Annotated in this window: 12 protein-coding genes; 2 read left to right on the top strand and 10 right to left on the bottom strand. The window is 42.6% G+C overall.

The window, feature by feature from the left end; translation table 11 throughout:
* Positions 1–20: 20 nt before the first annotated feature.
* Both J4N24_RS15170 and J4N24_RS15165 read left to right on the top strand, forming a co-directional pair.
* Complete coding sequence (locus J4N24_RS15170; protein WP_207534549.1) at positions 21–3,143, top strand: two-component regulator propeller domain-containing protein; 3,123 nt, start codon at positions 21–23, stop codon at positions 3,141–3,143.
* A gap of 92 nt (positions 3,144–3,235) precedes the next feature.
* Positions 3,236–5,569, top strand: coding sequence for a glycoside hydrolase family 31 protein (locus J4N24_RS15165; protein WP_207534548.1), 2,334 nt, complete (start codon positions 3,236–3,238; stop codon positions 5,567–5,569).
* Between the two features lie 160 nt (positions 5,570–5,729).
* Here J4N24_RS15165 and J4N24_RS15160 read toward each other — a convergent pair whose 3' ends face one another.
* The 10 genes from J4N24_RS15160 to J4N24_RS15115 form a co-directional block, all read right to left on the bottom strand.
* Entirely contained in the window at positions 5,730–7,232 is a 1,503-nt protein-coding gene (locus J4N24_RS15160) for an arylsulfatase (protein ID WP_207534547.1), read from the bottom strand.
* Positions 7,233–7,234: 2 nt separating this feature from the next.
* A complete protein-coding gene (locus J4N24_RS15155; protein ID WP_207534546.1) occupies positions 7,235–8,692 on the bottom strand; it encodes a sulfatase family protein in 1,458 nt (485 codons plus the stop codon).
* A 29-nt stretch (positions 8,693–8,721) separates the two neighbouring features.
* Entirely contained in the window at positions 8,722–10,053 is a 1,332-nt protein-coding gene (locus J4N24_RS15150) for a sulfatase-like hydrolase/transferase (protein WP_242691644.1), read from the bottom strand.
* Between the two features lie 19 nt (positions 10,054–10,072).
* Positions 10,073–11,668, bottom strand: coding sequence for a RagB/SusD family nutrient uptake outer membrane protein (locus tag J4N24_RS15145; protein ID WP_207534545.1), 1,596 nt, complete (start codon positions 11,666–11,668; stop codon positions 10,073–10,075).
* A 22-nt stretch (positions 11,669–11,690) separates the two neighbouring features.
* Positions 11,691–14,912: a SusC/RagA family TonB-linked outer membrane protein gene (locus tag J4N24_RS15140; protein ID WP_207534544.1), complete on the bottom strand. Its 3,222-nt coding sequence runs from the start codon at positions 14,910–14,912 to the stop codon at positions 11,691–11,693.
* 260 nt (positions 14,913–15,172) lie between these two features.
* Positions 15,173–16,552: a sulfatase gene (locus J4N24_RS15135; RefSeq protein WP_207534543.1), complete on the bottom strand. Its 1,380-nt coding sequence runs from the start codon at positions 16,550–16,552 to the stop codon at positions 15,173–15,175.
* 65 nt (positions 16,553–16,617) lie between these two features.
* On the bottom strand, positions 16,618–18,684 hold the full coding sequence (locus J4N24_RS15130; RefSeq protein WP_207534542.1) for an arylsulfatase: 2,067 nt from the start codon (positions 18,682–18,684) through the stop codon (positions 16,618–16,620).
* A 45-nt stretch (positions 18,685–18,729) separates the two neighbouring features.
* The gene (locus J4N24_RS15125; protein ID WP_207534541.1) at positions 18,730–20,127 is read right to left on the bottom strand and encodes a sulfatase; all 1,398 of its coding nucleotides are present in this window, start codon (positions 20,125–20,127) and stop codon (positions 18,730–18,732) included.
* Positions 20,128–20,492: 365 nt separating this feature from the next.
* Positions 20,493–21,638, bottom strand: coding sequence for a TlpA disulfide reductase family protein (locus tag J4N24_RS15120; protein WP_207534540.1), 1,146 nt, complete (start codon positions 21,636–21,638; stop codon positions 20,493–20,495).
* Positions 21,639–21,992: 354 nt separating this feature from the next.
* Positions 21,993–23,114 carry a glycoside hydrolase family 43 protein gene (locus J4N24_RS15115; RefSeq protein WP_369806233.1) on the bottom strand — a complete coding sequence of 374 codons (1,122 nt, stop codon included), beginning with the start codon at positions 23,112–23,114 and terminating at the stop codon, positions 21,993–21,995.
* Positions 23,115–23,131 lie beyond the last annotated feature (17 nt).

Raw genomic sequence — 23,131 nt, 5'->3', positions numbered from 1 at the left:
AATCATAACATCCCTGTTTAATGCGTATCCTTATTGTCTTTATAACACTTGTTTGCAGCACATTAGCAGCATCTGCCATCCAAGACTACCCCTTTACACCTATTGATGGCAATAATGGATTGTCAGACAATCAGGTAAGGAATATTATACAATTACCCGACGGTCGTATGATGATCACAACGGAAGGTTTACTTAACATTTACGATGGCACCTCGTTCAAATACCTTCATTATACTAATAAAAACGGCCAGTGGCTCTCAGGATACTCGGGGTTTCACCACAGCTATATAAGTAGTAACGGCTATCTGTGGTTAAAGAACCAGCACCGGCTATACCTGATCAACCTAAACAAGGAACGATTTGAAGAGAACCCAAAAGCTTTTTTGAAGGTAATGGGAATTAATGAAGACCTGGACGACTTTTTTGCAGACAACGAGAAAAACCTCTGGCTAATTTCCAAAAACGATGAACTGATATATCTCCGGGCTGGTAAAAAATTAAAACTTTTTCGACATCAGGTGTCCAGCCTTACAGGAAGAAGTGATCAGGTATACGATCTGGCGGTATTAAATAAGAAACTATACTTATTTTACCGTTCCGGATATCTGATCTGTTTGGATCTTGCGTCAGGGAGGGAGATTTACCGCCAGAGTATCCAACCAGCAATTAACGCAGGAAATTATGAATCTACTTCATTTGTCATTCAAGGGAAAAACAGGTTCTTTCAATTGAAGAACGGCGCGGCTGGTGGAATTATGCTAACCTACAACATTCCGGAAAGGAAATGGGAAACAGTATTGCAAACTGATTATTGGTTGAACTATCTTTCGATCGATCCCCAGGATCAACTCTGGGTGACTTGCAAAGAAGGATTGTGGAAGCTGAGCAGCGATCTATCAAGGAAAGAGTTTATTCAAGACCTCAAACTGGTTGACGGCCAGATCATCAATACCGAGGTAAGTACTGTTTACCATGATAACCAAGGCGGTTTGTGGCTCGGCACGCTAAACCGGGGATTACTCTACTACCATCCAGAGCGGTTTAAATTCAGGAATATAGGAAAATCGCTCTTCAAGACAGCCTCCAACGCAACGATTAATATTACCTGCTTTACAGAAGATCAGGATGGCGCTGTGCTGGTAGGAACACAGCAAGGCGTGTTTCGCTACCACAAAAAGTCTCAGATGATCGAGCCTTTGAATAAATTTAAGCAAAGCCTGAACTGTAAAGCACTCTTACGTGATAGTAAAAACCGGATTTGGCTGGCGACTGCAGGAGAAGGCTTAATCTGTATGGAAGATAATGGAAAAATAAGAGAGTTTCCAAACACTCCCAGGGTTATTTATTCTCTGTGCGAAACCCCTGACGGCTCTTTATACATAGGCACGGGCGAGGAGTCGTTTGGCACCTTTTATCCTCAGACAGGAACTTATAGGGCAGTCAAGTTGAACATATCTGAAAAGGTTAACACCGTTTTACAGCTCATAACAGTAAATAACAATTCAGTGATTGGTATTTGCAGGGATGGATTCTTTGTTTATAACCCGATGAATGGAAAAAGCAATTTCTATCCGGGCAAGCATTCCATCAATGCCATCCTTGTAGATTCGCGGAAACAGATCTGGTTGGGGAGTAAAGATGGCTTGCATCTGTGGGACTTGCAGAAGGGGCTACAGCGATCTTTCTATACAGAACAGGGCTTAGTAAATAACTATATCCAATCTATTGCCGAAGACAAAGATGGTGCAATTTGGGTTTCTACATCCAATGGTATAACGCGGCTTATCTGGCAAAAAAACAACCGCTATACCTTCAATAATTTCAAACGTGACGACGGATTAATTGCTAATGAATTCACTGAGCGTTCTGTTTATCTGGGTAGAAACGGTAATATATTTTGGGGAGGGACGGATGGATTCAACGAACTGCCAGCACAAAAAACGATGCGGGCTCAACAAAAAACAGTACCTCTATTTGTCAATTTTCTGCTGTTCAACAAAAAAATTGAAAGTGGTGTGGAGTACGCAGGCAATACCATACTGAACAAGCCTCTTCCTATTACTAAAAAAATCATTTTAAACTATGATCAAAACTTCTTCAGTCTTGAATTCAGCTCTCTTAACTTTATAAATCCAACCCAGACCTATTACCGTTATCAGCTTTCAGGCATCGATAAGACCGAGCGGGAGATCCAGGCTCCCGACGGAAAGGGCCGGGCAAGCTATACCAATTTGGAGCCGGGCAAATATCACTTTAGAGTAAGCTCTGCTAATAATGCCAGAGATTGGAGCGGAAATTATGCTGAAATTGAAATTACTGTAAAAGCACCTTTCTGGAAGTCAGGGATCGCCTATTGCGTCTACATCCTTCTTCTCCTTACCTTAACTGTTTTTTTGATGTGGCTATACTTGCAGAGAAAACGCAGGAATCTGGTTCGCGAACAGAAAGAGAAGTTGAACCAGATGAAGTCCGCCTTCCTGAGTAATGTTAAGGAAGAACTAAATCAGCCACTGGACCAAATCATCTCTCCATTAGATGCTATAATGAAACATACAGATGAAGGACGGGTGAAACATCAGCTCAAAGAGATTCAGAATAAGGCCCAGGGCTTGAAAGAATTGGTTGGGCAACTTTCAGAAAACGTACTGGCTCCGATCCCCAGGGATGAAAATGCCCTCAATCTGGAGGTCTTGTTGCTTAACATGCGCAGGTTAATAGAACATCAAAAAGAACGCAGGGAAAATATCCAGGACGGGAACGAGGATAACCTGCCGGCTGGAAATATTATGTCTGTCCAGGATGAAAAGTTTATTCAAAAAGCGTTGAAATATGTCGAAGAGAATCTTGACAATCCGGACTACTCAGTAGAACTGTTAAGTAAGGATATGGGGATGGACCGCACCGGATTATACCGCAAGCTCTTACATGTTATAGGAAAAACGCCTTCATCGTTTATTAGATCGGTTCGATTGAAACGGGCTGCCTTGTTATTAGATCAAGGTCTCACAGTAGCAGAAGTTGCAGACAGGGTTGGCTTTAGTACGTCAAGCTATCTAACCAAATGTTTTCAGGAAGAGTTCGGTATGAAGCCCTCCCAGTACCTTGAATCGGCTAAACAGGAGAAAAAAGCTCCAAATCAGTAAGATTTCAACCTGGTTGTTATAATTTTCAACATGGTTATTAACCGTTAGTGCTGCACTGATCTAGATTTGTGACGTCAAACTAATCCAATCATATGAAGAAATTTTTGATGAGTTTAATCGGTGTTGCGCTTGCCATCAATTCTGCTTTTGCACAGAAAATAGTGCAGAGTCGTAATGGAATTAAAGTCAAAACAGGTAGTCAAAATGTGGAGATTAAATTTTATTCTCCTTCCATCGTACGGGTATTTAAAACGCCAGAAAAGCATCCTTATTCCAAAGCAAGTCTGGTGGTGACCAAATCTCCGGAAAAGGTAGAGCTTACCTTCCGTAAAGAAGCAAACAAGGTGATCCTCCAATCATCTAAGATCAAAGTGCAGCTCGATCCTGCCAAAGGAAACATCACCTTTTTCGGTTCCTCAGGAAAACAGCTTTTGCAAGACAGTTCAACGCTCTTTGATCCAAAAGACGATGCAGGAACACCTTCCTATTCAGTAAAAGGCTCTTTTGTTCTGGACAGGTCTGAACCTATTTATGGCATTGGACAGGTTATGGACAATAAATTCAATCGTAGAAACTCTTCTTACCTCCTTAAGAACGAGAACATGTTCACCTATTCCCCTTACTTTATGTCGCTGAAGGGCTACGCTGTCTACTGGGATAATTATTCAATTTCCAATTTTTCAGACAAACCTGGCGAGTTGTCCTTTCAAAGCTTAGGTCATTGCGCCGACTACTATTTTATGTATGGAGGGAACGCAGATGGTATCATAAAACAAGTACGTAACTTAACTGGCAAAGCCCCCATGCTCCCCCTATGGGCCTATGGCTTTTTCCAGAGTAAGGAGAGATATCAAACACAGGAAGAGGGTGTGGATGTACTGAGGAAATACCGCAACCTCAAAGTTCCTATTGATGTGATCATCCAGGATTGGAGATACTGGCCAGAGTACAATAAAACTGACAGTGCATGGAACTCCCAGACCTTTGATAGGGAACGGTTTCCTGATCCCAAAGGCTGGGTAGATGAAATCCACAAGTTAAACGCGAAGCTGCTTATTGTAACGTGGCCAGGCTTTGGACCAAAAACACCGCAACGGCGAGAGCTCGATTCGAAAAACATGATCATCAATTTTGACACCTGGCCTCCAAAAAGTGGAGCAAGACCATATGATGTCTATAATCCCGAAGCCCTTAACATCTACTGGAAATACCTGAATAAGAATATTTTCAGTTATATCAAGAACGATGGATGGTGGCTCGATTCAACCGAACCTGATCATATTAATGTAAAAGAGTCGGACTTTGATCTGCCTACTCATCTCGGTTCATACCGGAGTGTAAAAAATGCATTTTCGTTTATGCATAATGGAGGAATTGCATCTCATCAAAAGGCTACCAGTCATGACAAGCGGGTTGTTCTGTTAACCAGATCAGGTTTTATCGGGCAGCAACGATATGGTTCCAATACCTGGAGCGGCGATGTCGCCTCTACCTGGGAGATGTTGGAGAAGCAGATCCCTGCTGCATTAAACTACACCCTGATGGGTATCCCAAACTGGAACAGCGACATTGGTGGGTTCTTTGCAGGCAGGTGGAATAAGGAGGGCGGTGCCAAAAATCCAAAGTTCCAGGAGCTGTATGTTCGCTGGATGCAATTCGGCACATTCTGCCCGATGATGCGTTCGCATGGCACCGAAATACCAAGAGAGATATACAATTTTGGGGATCGCGGCGAATGGTGTTTTGACGCCCAGGAGAAAATGATCAACCTTCGTTACCGGCTCTTGCCTTATACCTACAGCACCTCCTGGGATGTTTCGAGCAATGATGGTACTTTTATGCGACCTTTAGTGATGGATTTTCCTGCCGATAAAGAAACACATGAAATTGGTAGTGAGTACCTGTTTGGGCGCTCATTGCTGGTTGCTCCTGTAACCAAACCAGACGTCAAGACCTGGCCCGTTTATCTGCCCGAAGGAACAGATTGGTGGGATTTCTGGACCGGGGAAAAGGTAAAAGGCGGACAGACAGTAAACCCTGAGGTGCCAAAAGATATAGTTCCAATCTATATAAAAGCTGGCTCAATTATTCCATGGGGTCCAGCTGTTCAGTACTCAAGCGAGAAAAAATGGGACGATCTGGAGATCAGAGTGTACCCGGGAACAAACGGAACTTTCACCCTGTACGAGGATGAGAATGATAATTACAACTACGAAAAGGGCAGGTACAGTACTATTAATTTCTTATGGGATGATCCGCAGAAGTTGTTAACTATTACCGACAGGAAAGGCAGTTTTGCAGGAATGTTAAACACGCGCAGATTTAGGATCTCCGTTGTTAAACCCGGTAACGCCAATGGACTTACAGACAGTCAACATACCAAGACAATTGTTTATAAGGGCAAAAAACAAACAATAAAATTTTGAAAATCATGATGTACTGCATTTAAGATTAGTGCAGTACATCATCCTTTCAGGGTATCCTTGAGTAACAAATTCTTTAGGACGGCAGACGTTTCTCACATTAATGCTACAAATCGCCCCTCCAGGCATCTCCTAACAACTTTCAATTTTCTAAGATTACACACTATTTCCTGCTCTCAAATTTCGGCTCAATGAACTCCCATTCCTTTACGTGAGCAGGTTGATGTTCCTTCCGTACAATTTCAGATAGCCTGGCAGTAATTTCAGGATGTTGTGCAGCCACGTCACTAGTTTCATTTCTATCTGTTTTCAGATTAAAGAGCATCCAGGGACTATTAGAGTTATTTGCAAGATCTAACCGTACCCCTTTCCAATCCCCCATCCTCACTGCAATCTGTCCTCCTTTCTCCGGGTATTCAAAATACAAATATTGATGAGCTTGCTGCTTTTCATTCTTTCCCAATAAGGTTGGGAGGAAAGATACCCCATCAGTATTTCCAGGATCTTGCCCAGTTAATTCGCCCAGGGTTGCCATTAAATCAAACTGTACGGATACAAGGTCCGTTCTTGCACCCGCTCTTATCTTTCCTGGCCATCTAGCAATGAATGGTTCCCGGATCCCTCCCTCAAAAACATCACTTTTCAAGCCTCGTAATCCATCAACGCTGTTAAAAAATTTATTGTCTACCCCTGCGGCATAAGTAGTGCCGTTATCACTTGAAAACATAATGATCGTATTTTCATCCAGGCCGAGTCGTCTTACCTGTTCCAGGATCAATCCCACTTGATCGTCCAGATAACTTATCATACCAGCATAAGTTGAAAAAGGATATTTCACAGCAGCATATCCTCGCTGCCCTAAATAAGGCTTTTCAGCAAACTTTCCTTTATACTTATTTACATAGGCATCAGGCACCTGCAGAGCAGCGTGAGGTATGGTGTAAGGAACATACAGAAAAAAAGGGGCTTTCTGATTAGAGCGGATAAAGTCGTTCGCTTTTGCTGTTATCAAATCGGGGGCATATTGCTTTCCTTTATAATACTCAAAATCCTCGTCGCGCACATTGTTGGTGTCCAGCTTGCGATGAACATCAATATAGGGGTTAGCTAATTTATAAACCTTATCATTCTCCCACAGGTGACTTGGATAAAAATTATGAGCCTGTTTCTGATCAAGATAGCCGAAGTAATAATCAAAGCCCTGTTTTAAGGGGGAGCCAGTAGTATTAGCTACGCCTAAGCCCCATTTTCCGGCTAACCCGCAAATGTATCCAGCCTTCTTCAACATTTTTGGCAGGGTATAAGTTCCTTCAGGCAGAGGCATCTGTCCTCCTTCCAGGCTATCTGCAAACCCTCCCAGTTCATAGTTACCTCGTATGTACGAATGACCGCTATGTTTACCTGTCATTAACATACACCTGGCTGGAGCACAAACAGGTGCACTCGTATAATGCTGAGTAAATACCATTCCCTCCCTGGCTAAACGATCTATATTAGGCGTTTTTATCTTTTGCTGTCCATAAGGTCCTGTCTCGCCGTATCCAAGATCGTCAGCATAGATATAAATAATATTAGGAGGTCGCTTGGCGGTAACTTTCTTGACCTGAGCGGTAACCAGCTCAGCCAATAATACCAGGGTGGAGAGGATTGGAAGAAAAGCTTTCATTTCTATTTATCTAAATTAACCTTCCCTGCCGCTCTCACATTCTTTCCTACCCGGTTCTGCAAGTCATCTCCCAGATCTTCCCGGGCAGCATCGCCAATTTTAGAAAGGGTGGATACTATATCCGGAAACTGGGAACTTACGTCATATCTTTCTCCCGGGTCTCTCTCCAGGTTATATAATGCAGCCGGGTAATTCTTTTCCTCACTCACAGGACCTGGAGCTCCACCATAGCCTGGACTACTTGTTTCATAAGTACGACCAGGGTGCGGAAATACAAGCTTCCAATTTCCTTTACGAACTGCTTCCAGGCTGTTCTTCCGGTAATAGTAGAGGAAGGTCTCTCTCGGATTTTGAGCATCATCTCCTTTCAGCAAAGCGGTCCACTCCACCCCGTCAATGCGATTCTTCGGCATTCTGGCACCGCAGAGTGTCGCTACAGTCGGAAGGATATCAATCGTTGAAAGCAGCTTTCCTGACACTCTTCCTTCAGGAACAACTCCTGGCCATCTTGCAATTAAAGGAACTCGCTGTCCTCCTTCAAAAGAAGTTCCCTTACCTTCTCTGAAAGCTCCGCTTGATCCTGCATGGTCACCATAATTCAACCATGGGCCATTATCACTTGTAAAAAGTACCAGGGTATTTTTATCTAATCCCTGCTTCTTAAGTTCCTTCAAAATCTCTCCTACCGACCAGTCAATTTCCATCATCACGTCACCAAAAAGCCCCCGTTCACTTTTTCCCTTAAATTTAGAAGAAACAGCCAGTGGCACGTGAGGCAGCGGGTGTGGCACATACATAAAAAAGGACTCATTTTTGTGCTTCTGTATAAATCCCACTGCTCTTTCTGTTATAGATGTAGTGATGGTAGAAGCATCTTCCAGATTCTTAACCTCTTTCACTTTTTTATTCCCATCAATAAGGAACAACGAAGGATAGTTAGCTTTTACCTGGTTGGGATGCAGGGGCCACATGTCGTGAGAATAAGGAACCCCGAAATACTCGTCAAAGCCATTTTGAAGTGGAAGATAAGGCTCTTTGCTACCCAAATGCCACTTTCCAAAAATACCGGTTGCGTAGCCTCTTTCCTTCAGAAGCTCAGCAATCGTCTCCTCATCATTATTTAAAGCGATAGGAGAAGTTGGGCCCAACGCTCCAAAGATGCCAATACGGTTGGGATAGCATCCCGTCATAATCGCAGCCCTTGATGCGCTACACACAGCCTGAGCACTCATAAAATTGGTGAAGCGTGTGCCCTCTGCTGCCATCCGATCTATGTTCGGGGTCCTATACCCTAAAGCACCTGTAACTGACAGGTCGCCATACCCCATATCATCCAGGAAAAAGACGATAACATTAGGCTTTTGTGGTTTCTCTTTTTCTGGATTTGCAGATGAGAATATCATCGCTGCTGGTAAAAGGATCAGGCCTCTGAACAGCACGATCCGTAAACGTTTCAACATATTTTAAAGCTTTTATAATTATTTCAATTTTAATTTTCAGAAGAGGTGGGTAACTTGTCAAAAAGTGCCTTAAGCCGTGAATATTGCTCAGGATTCTCCTCAATAACATTTACCCGTTCATAAGGATCTATCCCAAGGTTGAACAACTCCTTCTGTAGTAGTTCTTTGTCGCCAGCCTTTATTTTAGTTTCACGATATTTCCAGTCGCCAAGCTTTACTGCCTGACAAAGCCCATTGTGAACGTAGTAAATCTCTCTATGCTGTTTAGGAGAGGAATTGTTGAATAGCCCATTCGTGATGTCCTGTCCATCAAGGCTACGATCTTTCGGAAGAGTAGCATGAGCCGTGTTCGCCAACGTAGGAAACATATCCAGACTGCTTATCATATCAGTCGAAACTTTTCCTGCTGGAGTATGACCTTTCCAATAAGCGATAAAAGGCACGCGATGTCCACCCTCGTATGTCTCCGACTTGCTTCCCCGGAAACCTCCCGCAGATCCCACAAACCAGCGTCTTGTAACTCCGTCACCCGCCATGCGGTCAGGGTAATTCACCCAGGGTCCGTTATCACTTGAAAAAATGAAAATTGTGTTGTCGGCCATCCCCTTTTTCTCCAAAGCCTTCCAGATAGTTTCAAGGCTCTGATCCATTTCCTCAATAACATCTCCCAGCGGCCCTCCTTTCGACCGGCCTTTATTCTTTAAAGATGACGACAGGGGCAAGTGCGGCATATTATGCGCCAGATACAAGAAGAAGGGCTTGTTCTTTGTTTGCCTGTTCACAAACCCGATCGCCTCCCGGGTGTATAATCCAATCAGATTAGAATCAGCAGGATGTGAAATATCGGGTTCTTCATTTCTGAAGGTCTTCAGATCATACTCACGTTGCACGTAGGGTTTCTTATAATCGTGACTGTAAAGCAATCCGTAATAGTAATCGAATCCTTTCCTGTTAGGTAATGCGGCTGGGCCGCTCTCTGCCAGGTGCCATTTTCCAATTACTGCTGTATTATATCCTGCGGTTTTCAAGATCTGAGCCAGTGTTATTTCACTTTCCGGAAGTCCCCAATCAATCCCCGGGCGATGTCCCATCCGTGAAGGATAACGTCCAGTTAGAAGCGCAGCCCTTGAGGGTGTACAAACGGGACTCGTAACCACATAATTAGTTGACCGGACGCCTCTGGCAGCCATCCGGTCTAAAAAAGGAGTTTGAATAACGGGATTTCCATAACTGCTAAGGTCGCCGTACCCCAAATCGTCTGCCAGCACAAAAACAATGTTCGGTTTCTGTGCCTGAGCAGACAACTGAATCAGGGAGACCAGAGTCAGGATCATTACTAAAGCCTTTTCATTAAATCTCATAAAATCTCCTTAATAGTAATTACCAGTTAGGATTTTGGGATAAAGAAGGGTTAAGGTCCCGCTCCTTCTGCGGCACCGGCCACAGATAATGGTTAGCCTTATTAAAAACTCTGTTCACCGCTACTACCTGCACCGTGGTTAGTGTATTATCAGGTTTTACGTAGGAAATGCCATAAACAGGGCCTTGCATTACAGCCTCCGCCGTCTTCCACCTTCTTATGTCGAAGAAATGGAGACCTTCAAATGCTAATTCAACTGTACGTTCACGTCTTACAATCTCCCGCAACTCAGCCTGCGTTCTTCCGATCGCAATAGATGGCTGCTTAACGTCTTGCCGTCCGTTCCTGACCTTGTTGATGGCATCATATACTGTATTATCAATCTGGTTCAGCTCAATTTTAGCTTCCGCATAGGTAAGCAGTACTTCAGCATATCTTAAAAGGATAATATTGATACCACCGTTCGATGGGGAAGCATAATCTTCTTTATTGATATATTTCTTAATGTTAAAACCCGTTGTGGAAGCGATATATGTATTTCCGATAGCATCAGAGGTACCACTATCCGAACGAGGTCGAAAGACAATACCTGAAGGCAGGAGATCACCATCCAGAAAGATCGAGAACTTCAACCGTGGATCCCTGTTCTGGTAAGGATTGCGCTCATCGTAGCCGCTTGTTCCATCCAGTATAGATTTTCCATTGCTTGTTTCATAGAGGTCAACAAGACTTCTTGTCGGAACGTAGGAGCTACTACCCGTCTGACTATAAGGGGCCAGCAGGTTAAATACGTTATTAGGGTATGAATCTTTAATAAACTGCTTATCCAGAATCACCTCCTTGTTGTTCTCCGCGGCGTAGCTGAACAACTTCTCATAATTCTCATACAGGTCATATACGTTTAGATTCATTACTTGCAAAGCCGCTTCAGCAGCATTTTCATAACGGCCGGCAAACAGGTCGGCCCGCGCTTTTAATGCTAAAGCAGCACCTTTTGTTATCCTTCCTTTATCAGCAGCTGCAGTATATGAAGGAGGCAGGAGTGCTGCTGATTCACTCAGTTCCTTGTCGATAAAATCCCACACTTCATTTACCGGATTACGAGAAACGGATCTTCCCTCTTCAATACCAATTGATTTAGTAATCAACGGGACATCTCCATATAAGCTGGCAAGTTTAATATATTGGTAAGCCCGTAACGTTCTTGCTTCACCTTTCAACTGATTGATAAGGGAAGGAGTAGTGACAGGAACCTTATCAACATTATCAAGAAAATAATTAGCTGCCCTTATTCCCTTATATGCCAATACCCATTCACTTAAAACCTTCGGACTGGTAGCATCATAGGTGCCCAGTTCGATGTAGGCATTTGTGTTGAAGTTCTGATTAGTATGAGCGATGTCAGACATGGCGTCCCAGGCAAGGACGTTAGTACTGTCAAGGCGGGTATAAAGCGCATTTACAGCAAGCTTGGCATCGTTCTCCGATTTCCAGAACAACTCCTCCGACAAGCGGTCGTTGGGAACAGTGTCAAGAATATCTTTACGACAGGATATAATAGTGAGTGCGGCGGCTATCAGTAAAACCGGCACTTTTAATTTTGATTGAAATCTCATTTTATGTTCTGGCTTCATCTGGTTATAGTTGCAGGTTTATACCGAAGGTATATAAAGAGGTCTGCGGATAATACACCGCGCGACCTGATTCTACCTCCGGATCAAGGTTCCATTCATTTAATCTAGAAATGGTGAAAACGTTAGTTGCAGAGGCATATACCCGAACCTTGTTAACATTTGCCTTTCTGGTAAATGCAGTGGGCAGAGTATAACCGAATTGTATGTTCTTTAATCTCAGATACGATCCGTTAAGCATCAGCCTGTCAGAAGTAGAAACATTCCGCAGATCAAACTTGGTAGGGCGAGGAAATCTTGCATCTCTATTTTCCGGGGTCCAATAGTCGGCATACATTTGATGAGTAAAACCTTCCTGGTTACCCATTTCAGCCAAAGCCCCTGCAAGTCTTACATCATTTTTAGCTACCCCCTGAAACTGTAGGTTCAGGTCAAAGTTCTTATAGTTTAAGTTAGTATTGAAGCCATACGTAAACTTAGGAATGGCACTACCCAGATAAGTCATGTCGTTGGCATCTATCTTCCCATCGGAGTTAAGATCTATATACTTTACATCTCCTGGCTTAGTGTTAGCAGCATAGGTTGCCTTATAATCAACAATCTCCTGTTCTGTTTGAAACAAACCATCTGTAAGAAAACCCCAGTGACTATTTATAGGATAGCCTTTAGCGATAATATAACGAGGATTAATGTCGGTGCCAGTTATATAAGGACCTGTCCCCTTCAAATCAGTCACCTCATTCCTGTTTATACTAAGGTTAGCACCAACATTGTATCGAAACTTAGAGTTCCTGTTTCCATTTCTAAAAATTGCTCCGAACTCCCAACCCTTATTCTCTACCGAACCTGCGTTTTGCGGTGGGGCATTCAAGCCGATAGTTGCGGGAATATCCAAGTTAAGGAGGATATCTTCAGTCAACTTATTATAGTAGTCGACAGTAAGATCCAGACGGCTTTTGAAAAACGAGGCGTCAATTCCAATGTCGTACTGCGTTGTTGATTCCCATCCCAGATCGGTGTTTGCTAATGTATTTTGTTGGTATCCCTGTACTGAAGTCCCTCCAAATGTATAACTGGTACCGCTTAAGGCTGAGTAATAACTATATAGATCAACTGACTGGTTTCCCGTAATACCCCAGGAGCCTCTCAGTTTAAAATCGTTCACAAAACCAACTCCGTTTTTCCAGAAGTTCTCATTGGAGATTCTCCAGGCAGCAGAAACCGAAGGAAAAAAGCTGTACTGTTTATCACCTGTAAATTTAGAAGAGCCGTCATAGCGACCATTTACTTCCAAAAGGTATTTACCATCAAAGTCGTAGTTTACACGTCCAATAAAGGATTTTAAACCAAATTCGGCTTCATTACCAGTATTACTTTTTGTAGCGTCGTTTGCCCCTTGGCCAATGGACTGTATATCATTATTATAGAAGCGCTCGCGATATGCAGAAAGGTAGTTTTGATTGTTATGAATTTCTGAATATCCTGCAAGGGTTTTCAGGTTATGGTGTTTAAACTTCCTTTCGTAAGTCAGGAGGTTATTAATCGTATACTCCCGGAAGTTATTTCGAGTCTCTGTGAGGCTGTTATTTGGAACCCTTCTTATGATATTGGTATTCTTATCTGTATTAGTAAAGGCATTTGCAAAAGCTTTACGTTCGAGATATTGGGCCCGTCCGGCAAGTTGAAGAGTGTAGTTAAGTCCAGGGACAATATTCCAGTTACCTTTAAAAGCCGCGTTTAAATAATCGGTCGATTGTCCTGACATTCCTCCTATTTCAGTTGTCATCAGAGGATTGTTTCCCTGGGTACTTAATCCATAAGTTCCGTCCGCGTATTTCGGCACAGCCCATAAAGATCCATGAAAGAAGGCATTAACCGGATCAATAGTAGGATAGCGTGAATTAACCCTCCGGTAATTCAAGTCGCCACTAAGACTCACTTTCTTTGAGGCCTGGAAGTCATTATTCACTCTTAATTCTGCCAGGTTACTGCTAAAATTTGTAATCACGCCATCCTGGTCCAGGTATCGCAAACTGGCCCTGGTTTTTACAGTTTCATTACCTCCAGCGATGGCTACACTATAGTTTTGCTGAGGAGCAGAACTTAGCATTCTACTAAACCATGTATTAGGCAAAGGATACTTCTCCCTGTCATCCGTAGTAAGGTAAGTTTGGATAGACTGTTCAGTGAACCTGGCGGGTAAAGTGGCTCCAACGTTAGTAAAAGCGGCAACCTGCATTCTCATATAATCTTCAAGGCCCATTTGTTCAGGAGTATTATTAGCCTGCTGTACTGCATAATAGCTGTTCACATCAACCTGAAGCTTGTTACCTTTCGCCCTCTTGGTCGTTATTAATATAACTCCATTGGTGGCCCGGGAACCGTAAATGGCCGTAGAAGAAGCATCTTTCAAAACTGAAACAGTCTCGATATCATCCGGATTAATATCATTCAGTTGCTGTTCTATTCCATCAACAATTACAAGGGCCTCATTCTTTGAAAGATCAAAACCAGATGTACTGCTACTATTAATATTGAAAGTGGTTACTCCACGAACGCGAAGAGTGGCAGTAGTGCGACCAGGAGCACCGCCATTATCAATCACCGTAACACCAGGTAATTGTCCTTGTAAGGCTTGGGGAATATTGGATACAGGTCTCTTGGTTAATTCCTCGCCGCTGATCTGAGCTACCGAGTTTGTTAATGAGGTACGCTTCTGCGTACCATATCCCACAACTACCACGTCGCTTAACTGGCTGACAGACTCTTCCAGCTCAATTGTTACCGGACTTTCATTTACAATCAGTTCCTTTGTTTTGAATCCCGTATAAGAGACAACAAGGGTATAAGGAAACTTCTGCCCCGTGACGAAGCTAAATTTTCCTTGCGCGTCTGTTGAGACCCTGTGCGTAGTTCCTTTGATTGCTACAAGTGCTCCCGGCAGTGATTCTTTAGATAGTGCATCGACAACTACCCCTGTTAATTTAGAGTTGATCAGGGGTGGAGTGTTTTGAGCTGCTGCCAGAAAGTGACCTAGAAAGAAAACTATAAATACGAATACTATTTGCCCACGAACTGCATTTGTTCCTGTAAATATTCTCTGTGTTTTAGAACTTTGGCTCAGACTCATTTGAGCTTCTGCCCGGGTACGTGATCGTCTGGAAAAGGATAATGCGTTTTGTAAAGCTTTCGCATAAGAACATACGAGAGCCTTCTCAAAATTTTGCATAATTTTGATATAAGATTAGTTAACTAGAAAAACAGGTACCAACGCCAATTGAGAGCCTGTTGTTGATTAATTGCAGGGGGGAATGCTCTTAGCATTTCCCTTTTTTATATTGAAATTAGTAGTAGACGTTCTGCAATGCCCTCCTTTTCATCTGGTAATTCATGGCGACAAATATAAACTATAAAACATATAGACTATACAGGAACTTTCATTTTTTGCTTTCAAATCTGATTTTAGGGAATAGGTTATCACCTGAAAATTTACAAATTTGGTTTTTCGGCATTTACATTAATTTTCCAGGCATCAAGCAGCTTCTTCAGCTTGGCCGTCTTTTTAGGGAATATTTCAGTCAGATTTCTACTTTCGGATGGATCATCCTTGAGATTGTATAACTCCAGACGATTGTCTGCATAAAACTCCAGCAATTTATAATCTCCCTTTCTGACTACGCTAGCCATCTTTTCAGGAGTTTTAGCAGTTTCAGCTGGGTAATGCCAGTATAACTCGTCTCGTTTAAGTACCTTTCCTTTAAACAAAGGGCTGATATCAAGGCCGTCGCACAGCTGCTTTGAGGGAGCAGCTCCTGCAATACTCAGAAAGGTAGGATAAAAATCCACACTAGATACCGGGGTATCTTCAACAGCCCCCGCCTTTACTTTACCTGGCCATCTGATCAGAAGAGGTTCCCTGATCCCACCCTCATATAACCACATTTTGCCTTCCCTGAACTTTCCATTGTTGGCCCCTTTTCCGGCTCCTCCGTTATCAGAAAAGAATACCAGCAAAGTGTTTTCTGCCAGGCCACTCTTTTCGAGCGTTTCCATAATTTCACCTACCCCTGCATCTATTCTTTCAAGCATTGCTGCCAGATAAGGATTATCTCTATGAGGACTGCCCGGACCTTTACCAAATATCTTCTCAGCCTGACCATCTCCATACTTCGCATCAAACTTCTTTTTGTATTTGTTCACAAGATCTTCCGGGGCATCCAGCTTGCTATGAACACTATAGTATGTTAGATACAGGAAGAACGGGTTAGCTTTATTACGTTTTATAAATGCAGCAGCTTCCTTGCTCTGCCGGTCTGTAAGGTATTCTCCTTCTGCCCCGGTATCAAACGTTGCAATCTTATCATATGGAAAAAAGTAATCCCCATCTGCAATATACTTCGTTTCAGATCCAATTACCTCATCAAAACCATGCTGCTTAGGTCCTCCTTTTAAATTGGCAAAGTGAGTATCAAGATGCCACTTGCCTACTATTCCTGTATGGTATCCGGCTTCAGAAAGAGCTTCGTTCAGGGTAACATATTTAGCAGGATCAAGCCATTTCTGAGTAGCCTGTCCTCCAGGTAGAAAATCAGTTATTCCTACACGCGCAGGATACTGACCGGTCATAATACTAGCCCTGGTTGGGGAACAATTAGGTGCTGCAGCATAGGCTTGGATAAAACGGGTGCCCTGGGCAGCCAGTTTGTTAAGGTTCGGGGTTTCATTGAAGGAACTCGCGTAGGTATTCAACTCTCCCCAGCCTAAGTCATCGGCCATAATGAAAACGATATTAGGTTTTTTAATCTGGGCACCTGCAGATACCGCAGCGGCCAAAAGAACCGTAGTAAATATGTTAGATAACTTCTTCATATATTAAAAAGCTTTCATCCTTCGTTTGAGGTTTTCAGCTTATAGAGGTTTTAATTAAAGGAGTACTATTTTATCCGAACTAGTTCAACATCATCTATCCACACTTTATCTCCGCTTTTAAGCTTTCCAAAATACAAGGCCAGTTGATATGGAGCCTTTTCAGGAATTTCTACAACATCTGTAGCAACTTCCTCGATATTTCCTGAAGTATTAATTGCCCGATCAATAAGTTTACCCTCTCCTGTGGGCTTTTCCAGGCGAAGAAAGAAAGATGTATTAGCGGCCGACTTCGACTTCAGGCGAATCTGGTACTTCTCGCCGGCTGACGGCACAAATCTCCAACTGAGGGCCAGGGCTGCAGGACGCTCACCTGACTGACTAACGGAGATCAGAGCTGATTTTCCTCCTGTGATCTGAGCCGTAGTATCGATCTCTATAGAACCTTGCACTGCATTGGATTTTTTAACGTTCCAACCTCCAAGATTATCATCGAACGATCCATTGATCCTTTTCCTGTATTCCTGCCCTCTCAAACCATACTCACGGGTATCTATAGGATAAGCTCCTACATTCTTAGCCCATTTTTCCCAGGACTTGAAAAGAGATTCTACTTTTTCGGGATATTTTGATGCGAGATTATTTAATTCCACAGGATCAGCGTCCAGGTCGTAAAGCTCCAAAGCTTTCTTAGTTAAAGTACCTTTTTCAGGTGTCTTAGCAACCATCTTCCATTTCCCATCCCTGACGGCTATATTACCCTCATGCTCCCAGTAATTCAGACCTCTGCTATTACTGCTGCCAGTGAAATGCGGTAACAAGCTTTTTCCCTGTTGAGGCACTATTTTATTTCCATTAAAGGAGAAGGGATACTGTGCCTGAGCCACTTCAACACAGGTTGACATGATATCTGTGAGATATCCGTATTCATTCACATACTTCCCGTTTAAAGAAGAGCTAACACCCTTAGGCCAATGAACAATCAGAGGCGTAGCAATTCCCCCTTCATGAGTAAAGTGCTTGTACTCGCGAAAAGGAGTGCTGCTTAAGTTAGCCCAGTTTATACGATAGCTCTCAAATGTATCTTCCTTACCGTTAACTTCTTTACTGGTTCCACTGCTTATAAATTCAGCACAGGCACCGTTATCGCTCAAAAAGAAGATCAGTGTGTTATCCAACTCATTTTTCTCTTTCAGCTTCTCCACAATCCGGCCTATTCCCTGATCCATAATATCCACTTGTGCAGCATAAATAGCCATGCGCAAAGCCATCTCATTCTTCCTTTCTTCCGGCAAGCTATTCCAGGCTTCCACACTACGGTCCCTTTCACTTATAACTGTATTTTCCGGAAAAAGACCCAGCTGCTTTTGCTTCTCGAGGCGAGCAGCACGTAGCTTGTCCCAACCTGCCTTATATAACTCCTTGTACTTATCTATCTCCTTTTGTAAAGCATGTAAAGGCCAGTGTGGTGCAGTATAGGCTACATATAGAAATAAGGGGTCAGATCCTTTGCGTGAAAAGTGCTCGTCAATATATTTTACGCTAGTATCTGAGATGGCATTGGTAAGGTAAAAGTTTTCGGGCGCCGGATACCTTTTATTATCACTATAAAGAACAGGAGTAAAATAATTAGCACCGCCGGGAACAATACCAAAATACCTGTCAAAACCCCGTTGTTTAGGCCAGGTGTCTGTTACCAAACCGTCTATTTTACGTTCATTGGTAAGATGCCACTTACCCGTCATATAGGTAGAGTAACCTACTGTTTTCAGTACTTCGGCAATGGTAACACTGTTATTATTGATAGAGCCCTGATAAGAGGGAGTACCAAGATCAGCTACAGCCATCCACCCCATTCCTGCCTGATGAGGATAAAGTCCGGTGATTAAAGAAGCACGGGTTGGACAACAACGGGCAGCATTATAAAACTGCTTATATCTGATCCCCTTAGCAGCTAGCTTGTCAAGGTTAGGAGTTTGAATTTCACCACCATAGCTGCCGATATCCGAAAAGCCGAGATCATCGGCCAGGATAAGCACAATGTTAGGCTTCTTCTCTTGTGAATAACCAGGGACAACTGCAGCAAGAATCAGAGAAGTTAAAACAAAAATAGCTTGATGGAATTTGAGGTTCATTGTTGTTTACAGATAATGGTACACAGGTAGTAACTGACAGCCTGATCATTCGGCTCCCGCTCCCTTTTGTTGTGCTTTTGCCGGCTGATAATCCGGATTCGGGGCTGGCATCTGAGCCTTCACCTCTTCACGCCATGCAATCAGCATATCTGCAAGCTCCTTCACTTTTTCCGGATGATGGGCTGCCAGATCATTTCCCTCCCCTTCATCTTCTTTAAGGTTATAGAGTTCGTAATGCATATCCTCGAAATACTGGATAAGTTTCCAATCCTGGTACCTGACAGAACCATGGGGTTTATCGTTGTGGTAGTGAGGATAATGCCAGAACAATGGGCGATCATAATGAATTCCTTTCTGGATCACAGGAAGTAAACTTCTTCCATCTACATCAGCTGGCTTAACAGCTCCGGCTATTTGCATAATGGTAGCGTAAATATCCATGGTGATTGCTGGCTCATTTATTACTTTTCCACCATCAATTTTTCCTTTCCAATAGATAAGTAAAGGCGTGCGGGTTCCACCTTCATATGCCCAACCTTTACCTTCGCGGAAAGGTTTACTGGTGGAAACAGATGCCAGAGCTCCATTATCTGTAGCAAAAACGATAAGGGTGTTTTCCAGCAGTTTTCTCATTTCCAAGGCCGTAATTATTCTTGCCACACTTTCATCAACACTTTCAATCATTGCAGCATACGCCGGATTTTTTTGAGGATCAGGCGCTTTCAACAATTTCTTGTATTTCTCCAGCTTATCGGGCTTAGGCTGTATAGGCATATGGACTGCATAATGAGCAAGATTTAGATAAAAAGGAGTTCCTGCTTTGTGATGCGCAATTAATCTGAGAGCTTCATTGGTCAGCCGGTCTGTTAAATATTCATCTTTCGGACCATCTTCAATCCTTTTTAAACCGTAGGGAGAGAAGTAACCATTATATTCTCCTTTTTTATTAGGTGAGCCCTTAAAATTACCAGCAATGTTTACATCAAAACCCTGGTTCTCTGCCCAATATTTCTCATCATCCCCCAAATGCCATTTCCCGACATGCCACGTAGCATAACCGCGTTCTTTTAAAGATTCAGCTAACGTTTTTTCCTCTAAAGGAAGATACATTTTCCAATCCGGTACCGCTAATTTTGCCCAGGGCATCCGTTTCCCCTGGATCCAATCTGTAATGTGTAAGCGAGCGGGGTATTTACCAGTCATTAAGGCAGCTCTTGAAGGAGAACATACAGTACATGCGGAATATGCGTTGGTAAACCTTACGCCTTTTTTAGCCAGATTATCAATAGCGGGAGTTTGATAAAAATCGCTTCCATAACAACCCAGGTCCTGCTGCCCCATATCATCAATAAAAAACACAACGATATTAGGGGGGCTTTTACTTTGAGCGAAGACTCTTGGTAGGGTTAATAATAACAAAAGAAAGGCAGTATATTTTTTCATTCCCAATGTACTTTTTCCCTGTCTTCAACAGCGGAAGTATATTACAGGGCAATAGTATTTAAAAAAACATATATAACCAAGTGATTTAGTAGACAATACTTCTAATCGATTTTATTTTTGTTCCACATTACCGTTGTAACTTAAACTTCAACGTTACATGAAAAGACATACGGAAAGCAATTACTAATAGGTTTCCTTATTGAGTACGTACAAGCAGATCAGCATGCAGTATCAATATCAGACTATTCAGACATCATCGAATGGTGATAATATACCAGAAGTGATATTACCGCCAATGTTAAAGGCATTTTTAAAAAAAAGAGCTGCAACAATTGTCACAGCTCTCAACATGATAAAAAATATCACTAAATCTTTCCTAAAAGCTTACTTAGGGTCTTTTCGAGTTCTTCACCTCTCACATTGGTTGCTACTATCTTTCCGCTAGGATCAACCAGAAAATTCTGAGGAATTGCACGCACTGAATAAAGCGCTGCAGCCTCACTCTTCCAACCTTTAAGATCAGAAAGCTGTGTCCATGTTAGACCATCATCATGAATCGCTTTCATCCAACGATCTTTAGCATTAGGTTGATCCAATGAAACCCCTAATATCTCAAAACCTTTAGATTTATAAGCATTAAATGCCTTTACAACATTGGGATTTTCAGCACGACATGGACCACACCAGCTTGCCCAAAAGTCTATCAGCACGTACTTGCCACGGAAATCCCTAAGGGATACTTGCTTGCCCAAAGTATCGGGCAGGCTAAACTCTGGTGCCATAGCACCTACCGCTACAGTTTTCAGTTTGATTAGTTCTTCAGCATAGGCTTTGCCCGCCGCGCTTGCCCTTACAGAAGCTGAAAGTGAATTAAACAAAGGCTCAATTTGAGAAACATCAGGTACAGCTCCTGCAATCTCTTTTACTGTAAATAGACTTAACGCGGAAGAAGGATGGCTCTTAATAAAAGCTTTCTGAATTACTTTCTGCTCATCTTCAAGAACAGCATAACGCGCCTGAAGCGACTTTACAAACTCATCCGACTTCTTCTTTTCCGGAGCTGCTTCAGCATATTCCTTATTGAGGATATCCATCTTGTCCTTAACCGGCTTCAATAATTTCTGTAAGCTCTCATTATCCTTGTTGATCACTCCTCCTGCAATCTTTGCATTGGGCAAGGAATCAGGACTGGTAATAGTGATCTTACCTGGTTCAAGATATAAAGTTAAACTCTGAAGATTTCTCTGGCGAATGCCCATCCCTTTAGGGTTGATGATCAAATAGGAACTACCAGGTTCTTTCACATTACCTGAAAATGAGAAGGATCCGTCCTTAATCAAAGTAGAATCGGTTTTTGCAGTACCAGAGGATTCATAATAGAGGTAGGCTTTGGCCGAGGCGGGTAAAGGCGCTACTTTACCACTGAGATTATATTGCCCACCCTGGGCAAAAGCAAGGCCCGGCAATGTAGAAATGATAAGGCCCGTTAGAAGTTTCAATCCGTAATTCATATTGTTAAATCATCTTTTAATGCCAAATTAATCGTAAGTATTCTCTCAAAGTTCATATTTCGAAGCCCTCCTGAAGGTATCAATGCAGAATATTCATAACTGAGTGCCTACAAAAGTATAATTATACATCACCTAACCCTGGGACATTAAGGCAAAAGCACAGGACTTAGTGCATTTTCTATTCATATCAATCCTCTTATAAAAGGAAAGGAAATTGGTTTGAATTGGTTGAGAAGATCAGTTACGAACTTGAACAGTAGATCGACAAACACAGTAAGAGATTGATCTTGGATAACCTTGGATAGTCAGAATTCTTCTAATCCCAGCCGAAAAATATAAATAGGGATCAAAAGCTTATTTTCCGTAAGGATTAATTGTCAAAATCTTTCCTTCATTATCGTATTGCAGTTCGGTTACCTTTATATTCCTTAAATGTGTCTTACCTCCCGACAGCTGACTATCATGATAGAATAAATACCATTTACCCTTAAATTCAAGAATGGAGTGATGATTTGTCCACCCTACTACCGGGTTCAATACTACACCCTGATAGGTAAAAGGGCCATAAGGACTGTCGCCTTTGGCATAAACGATCTTATGTGTATCTCCGGTAGAATAGGAGAAATAATACTTTCCCTTGTATTTGTGCATCCAGGCCGCTTCGAAAAATCGCCGCTCATGATCCCCGCCCAAAAGAGGTTTTCCACTTTCATCTAAAACGACAATATCTTTTGGCTCCTCGGCAAATTCGAGCATGTTGGATTGCAGTTTTGCAATTTTAGGAGCGATGGCAGGCTCTTCATTTTTTCGAAGATCAGTTTTAGAGCCTTCGGGATCAAATTTCCCTTTATCCCATTGCTGCAACTGTCCTCCCCAGATACCTCCGAAGTACATGTATGTCTCTCCGTCATTATCAGTGAACACAGCCGGATCAATACTAAAACTTCCTTTTATAGGTTCTGGCTGAGCTTTAAACGGCCCTTCAGGTTTGTTACTGACTCCTACACCTATTCTAAAAACGTCCTGCTTATCCTTCAGAGGAAAATATAAGTAATACTTATTGTTTTTGAACGCTACGTCAGGTGCCCACAATTGTCTTCCTGCCCAGGGAATTGTTTTTATGTCAAGGCCAACGCCATGATCCCGGATTTCTCCACCAATTCTTTCCATTGAGAAGACATGGTAATCCTTCATATTAAAATGGTCTCCCGTACCCTTTTCCGCTTCCCCTGCTTCTATATCATGAGAGGGATAGATATAGATTTTTCCATTAAAAACATGAGCTGATGGATCAGCCGTATAGATGTCGCGCACCAGGGGTTCAGAGATAGCCTTTTCAAAAGGATTTTTTACTTTACTTACCTTTTCATTACTACCTTCTGCTGCTGCCTGGGTAAGTTGTTGCGCCACGCCTGTTATCGCCAAAAACATCAGGGCAGTACTCAGCGCCATACATTTTGCTTTCATCTGCTTCATAAATTTATCTACTTGGT

This window comes from Desertivirga arenae (genome assembly GCF_017355785.1).
In the GTDB taxonomy this organism is placed as follows: Bacteria; Bacteroidota; Bacteroidia; order Sphingobacteriales; family Sphingobacteriaceae; genus Desertivirga; species Desertivirga arenae.
Note: the sequence above shows the minus strand (reverse complement) of the source record. Positions and strands in the feature narration are given on the sequence as shown.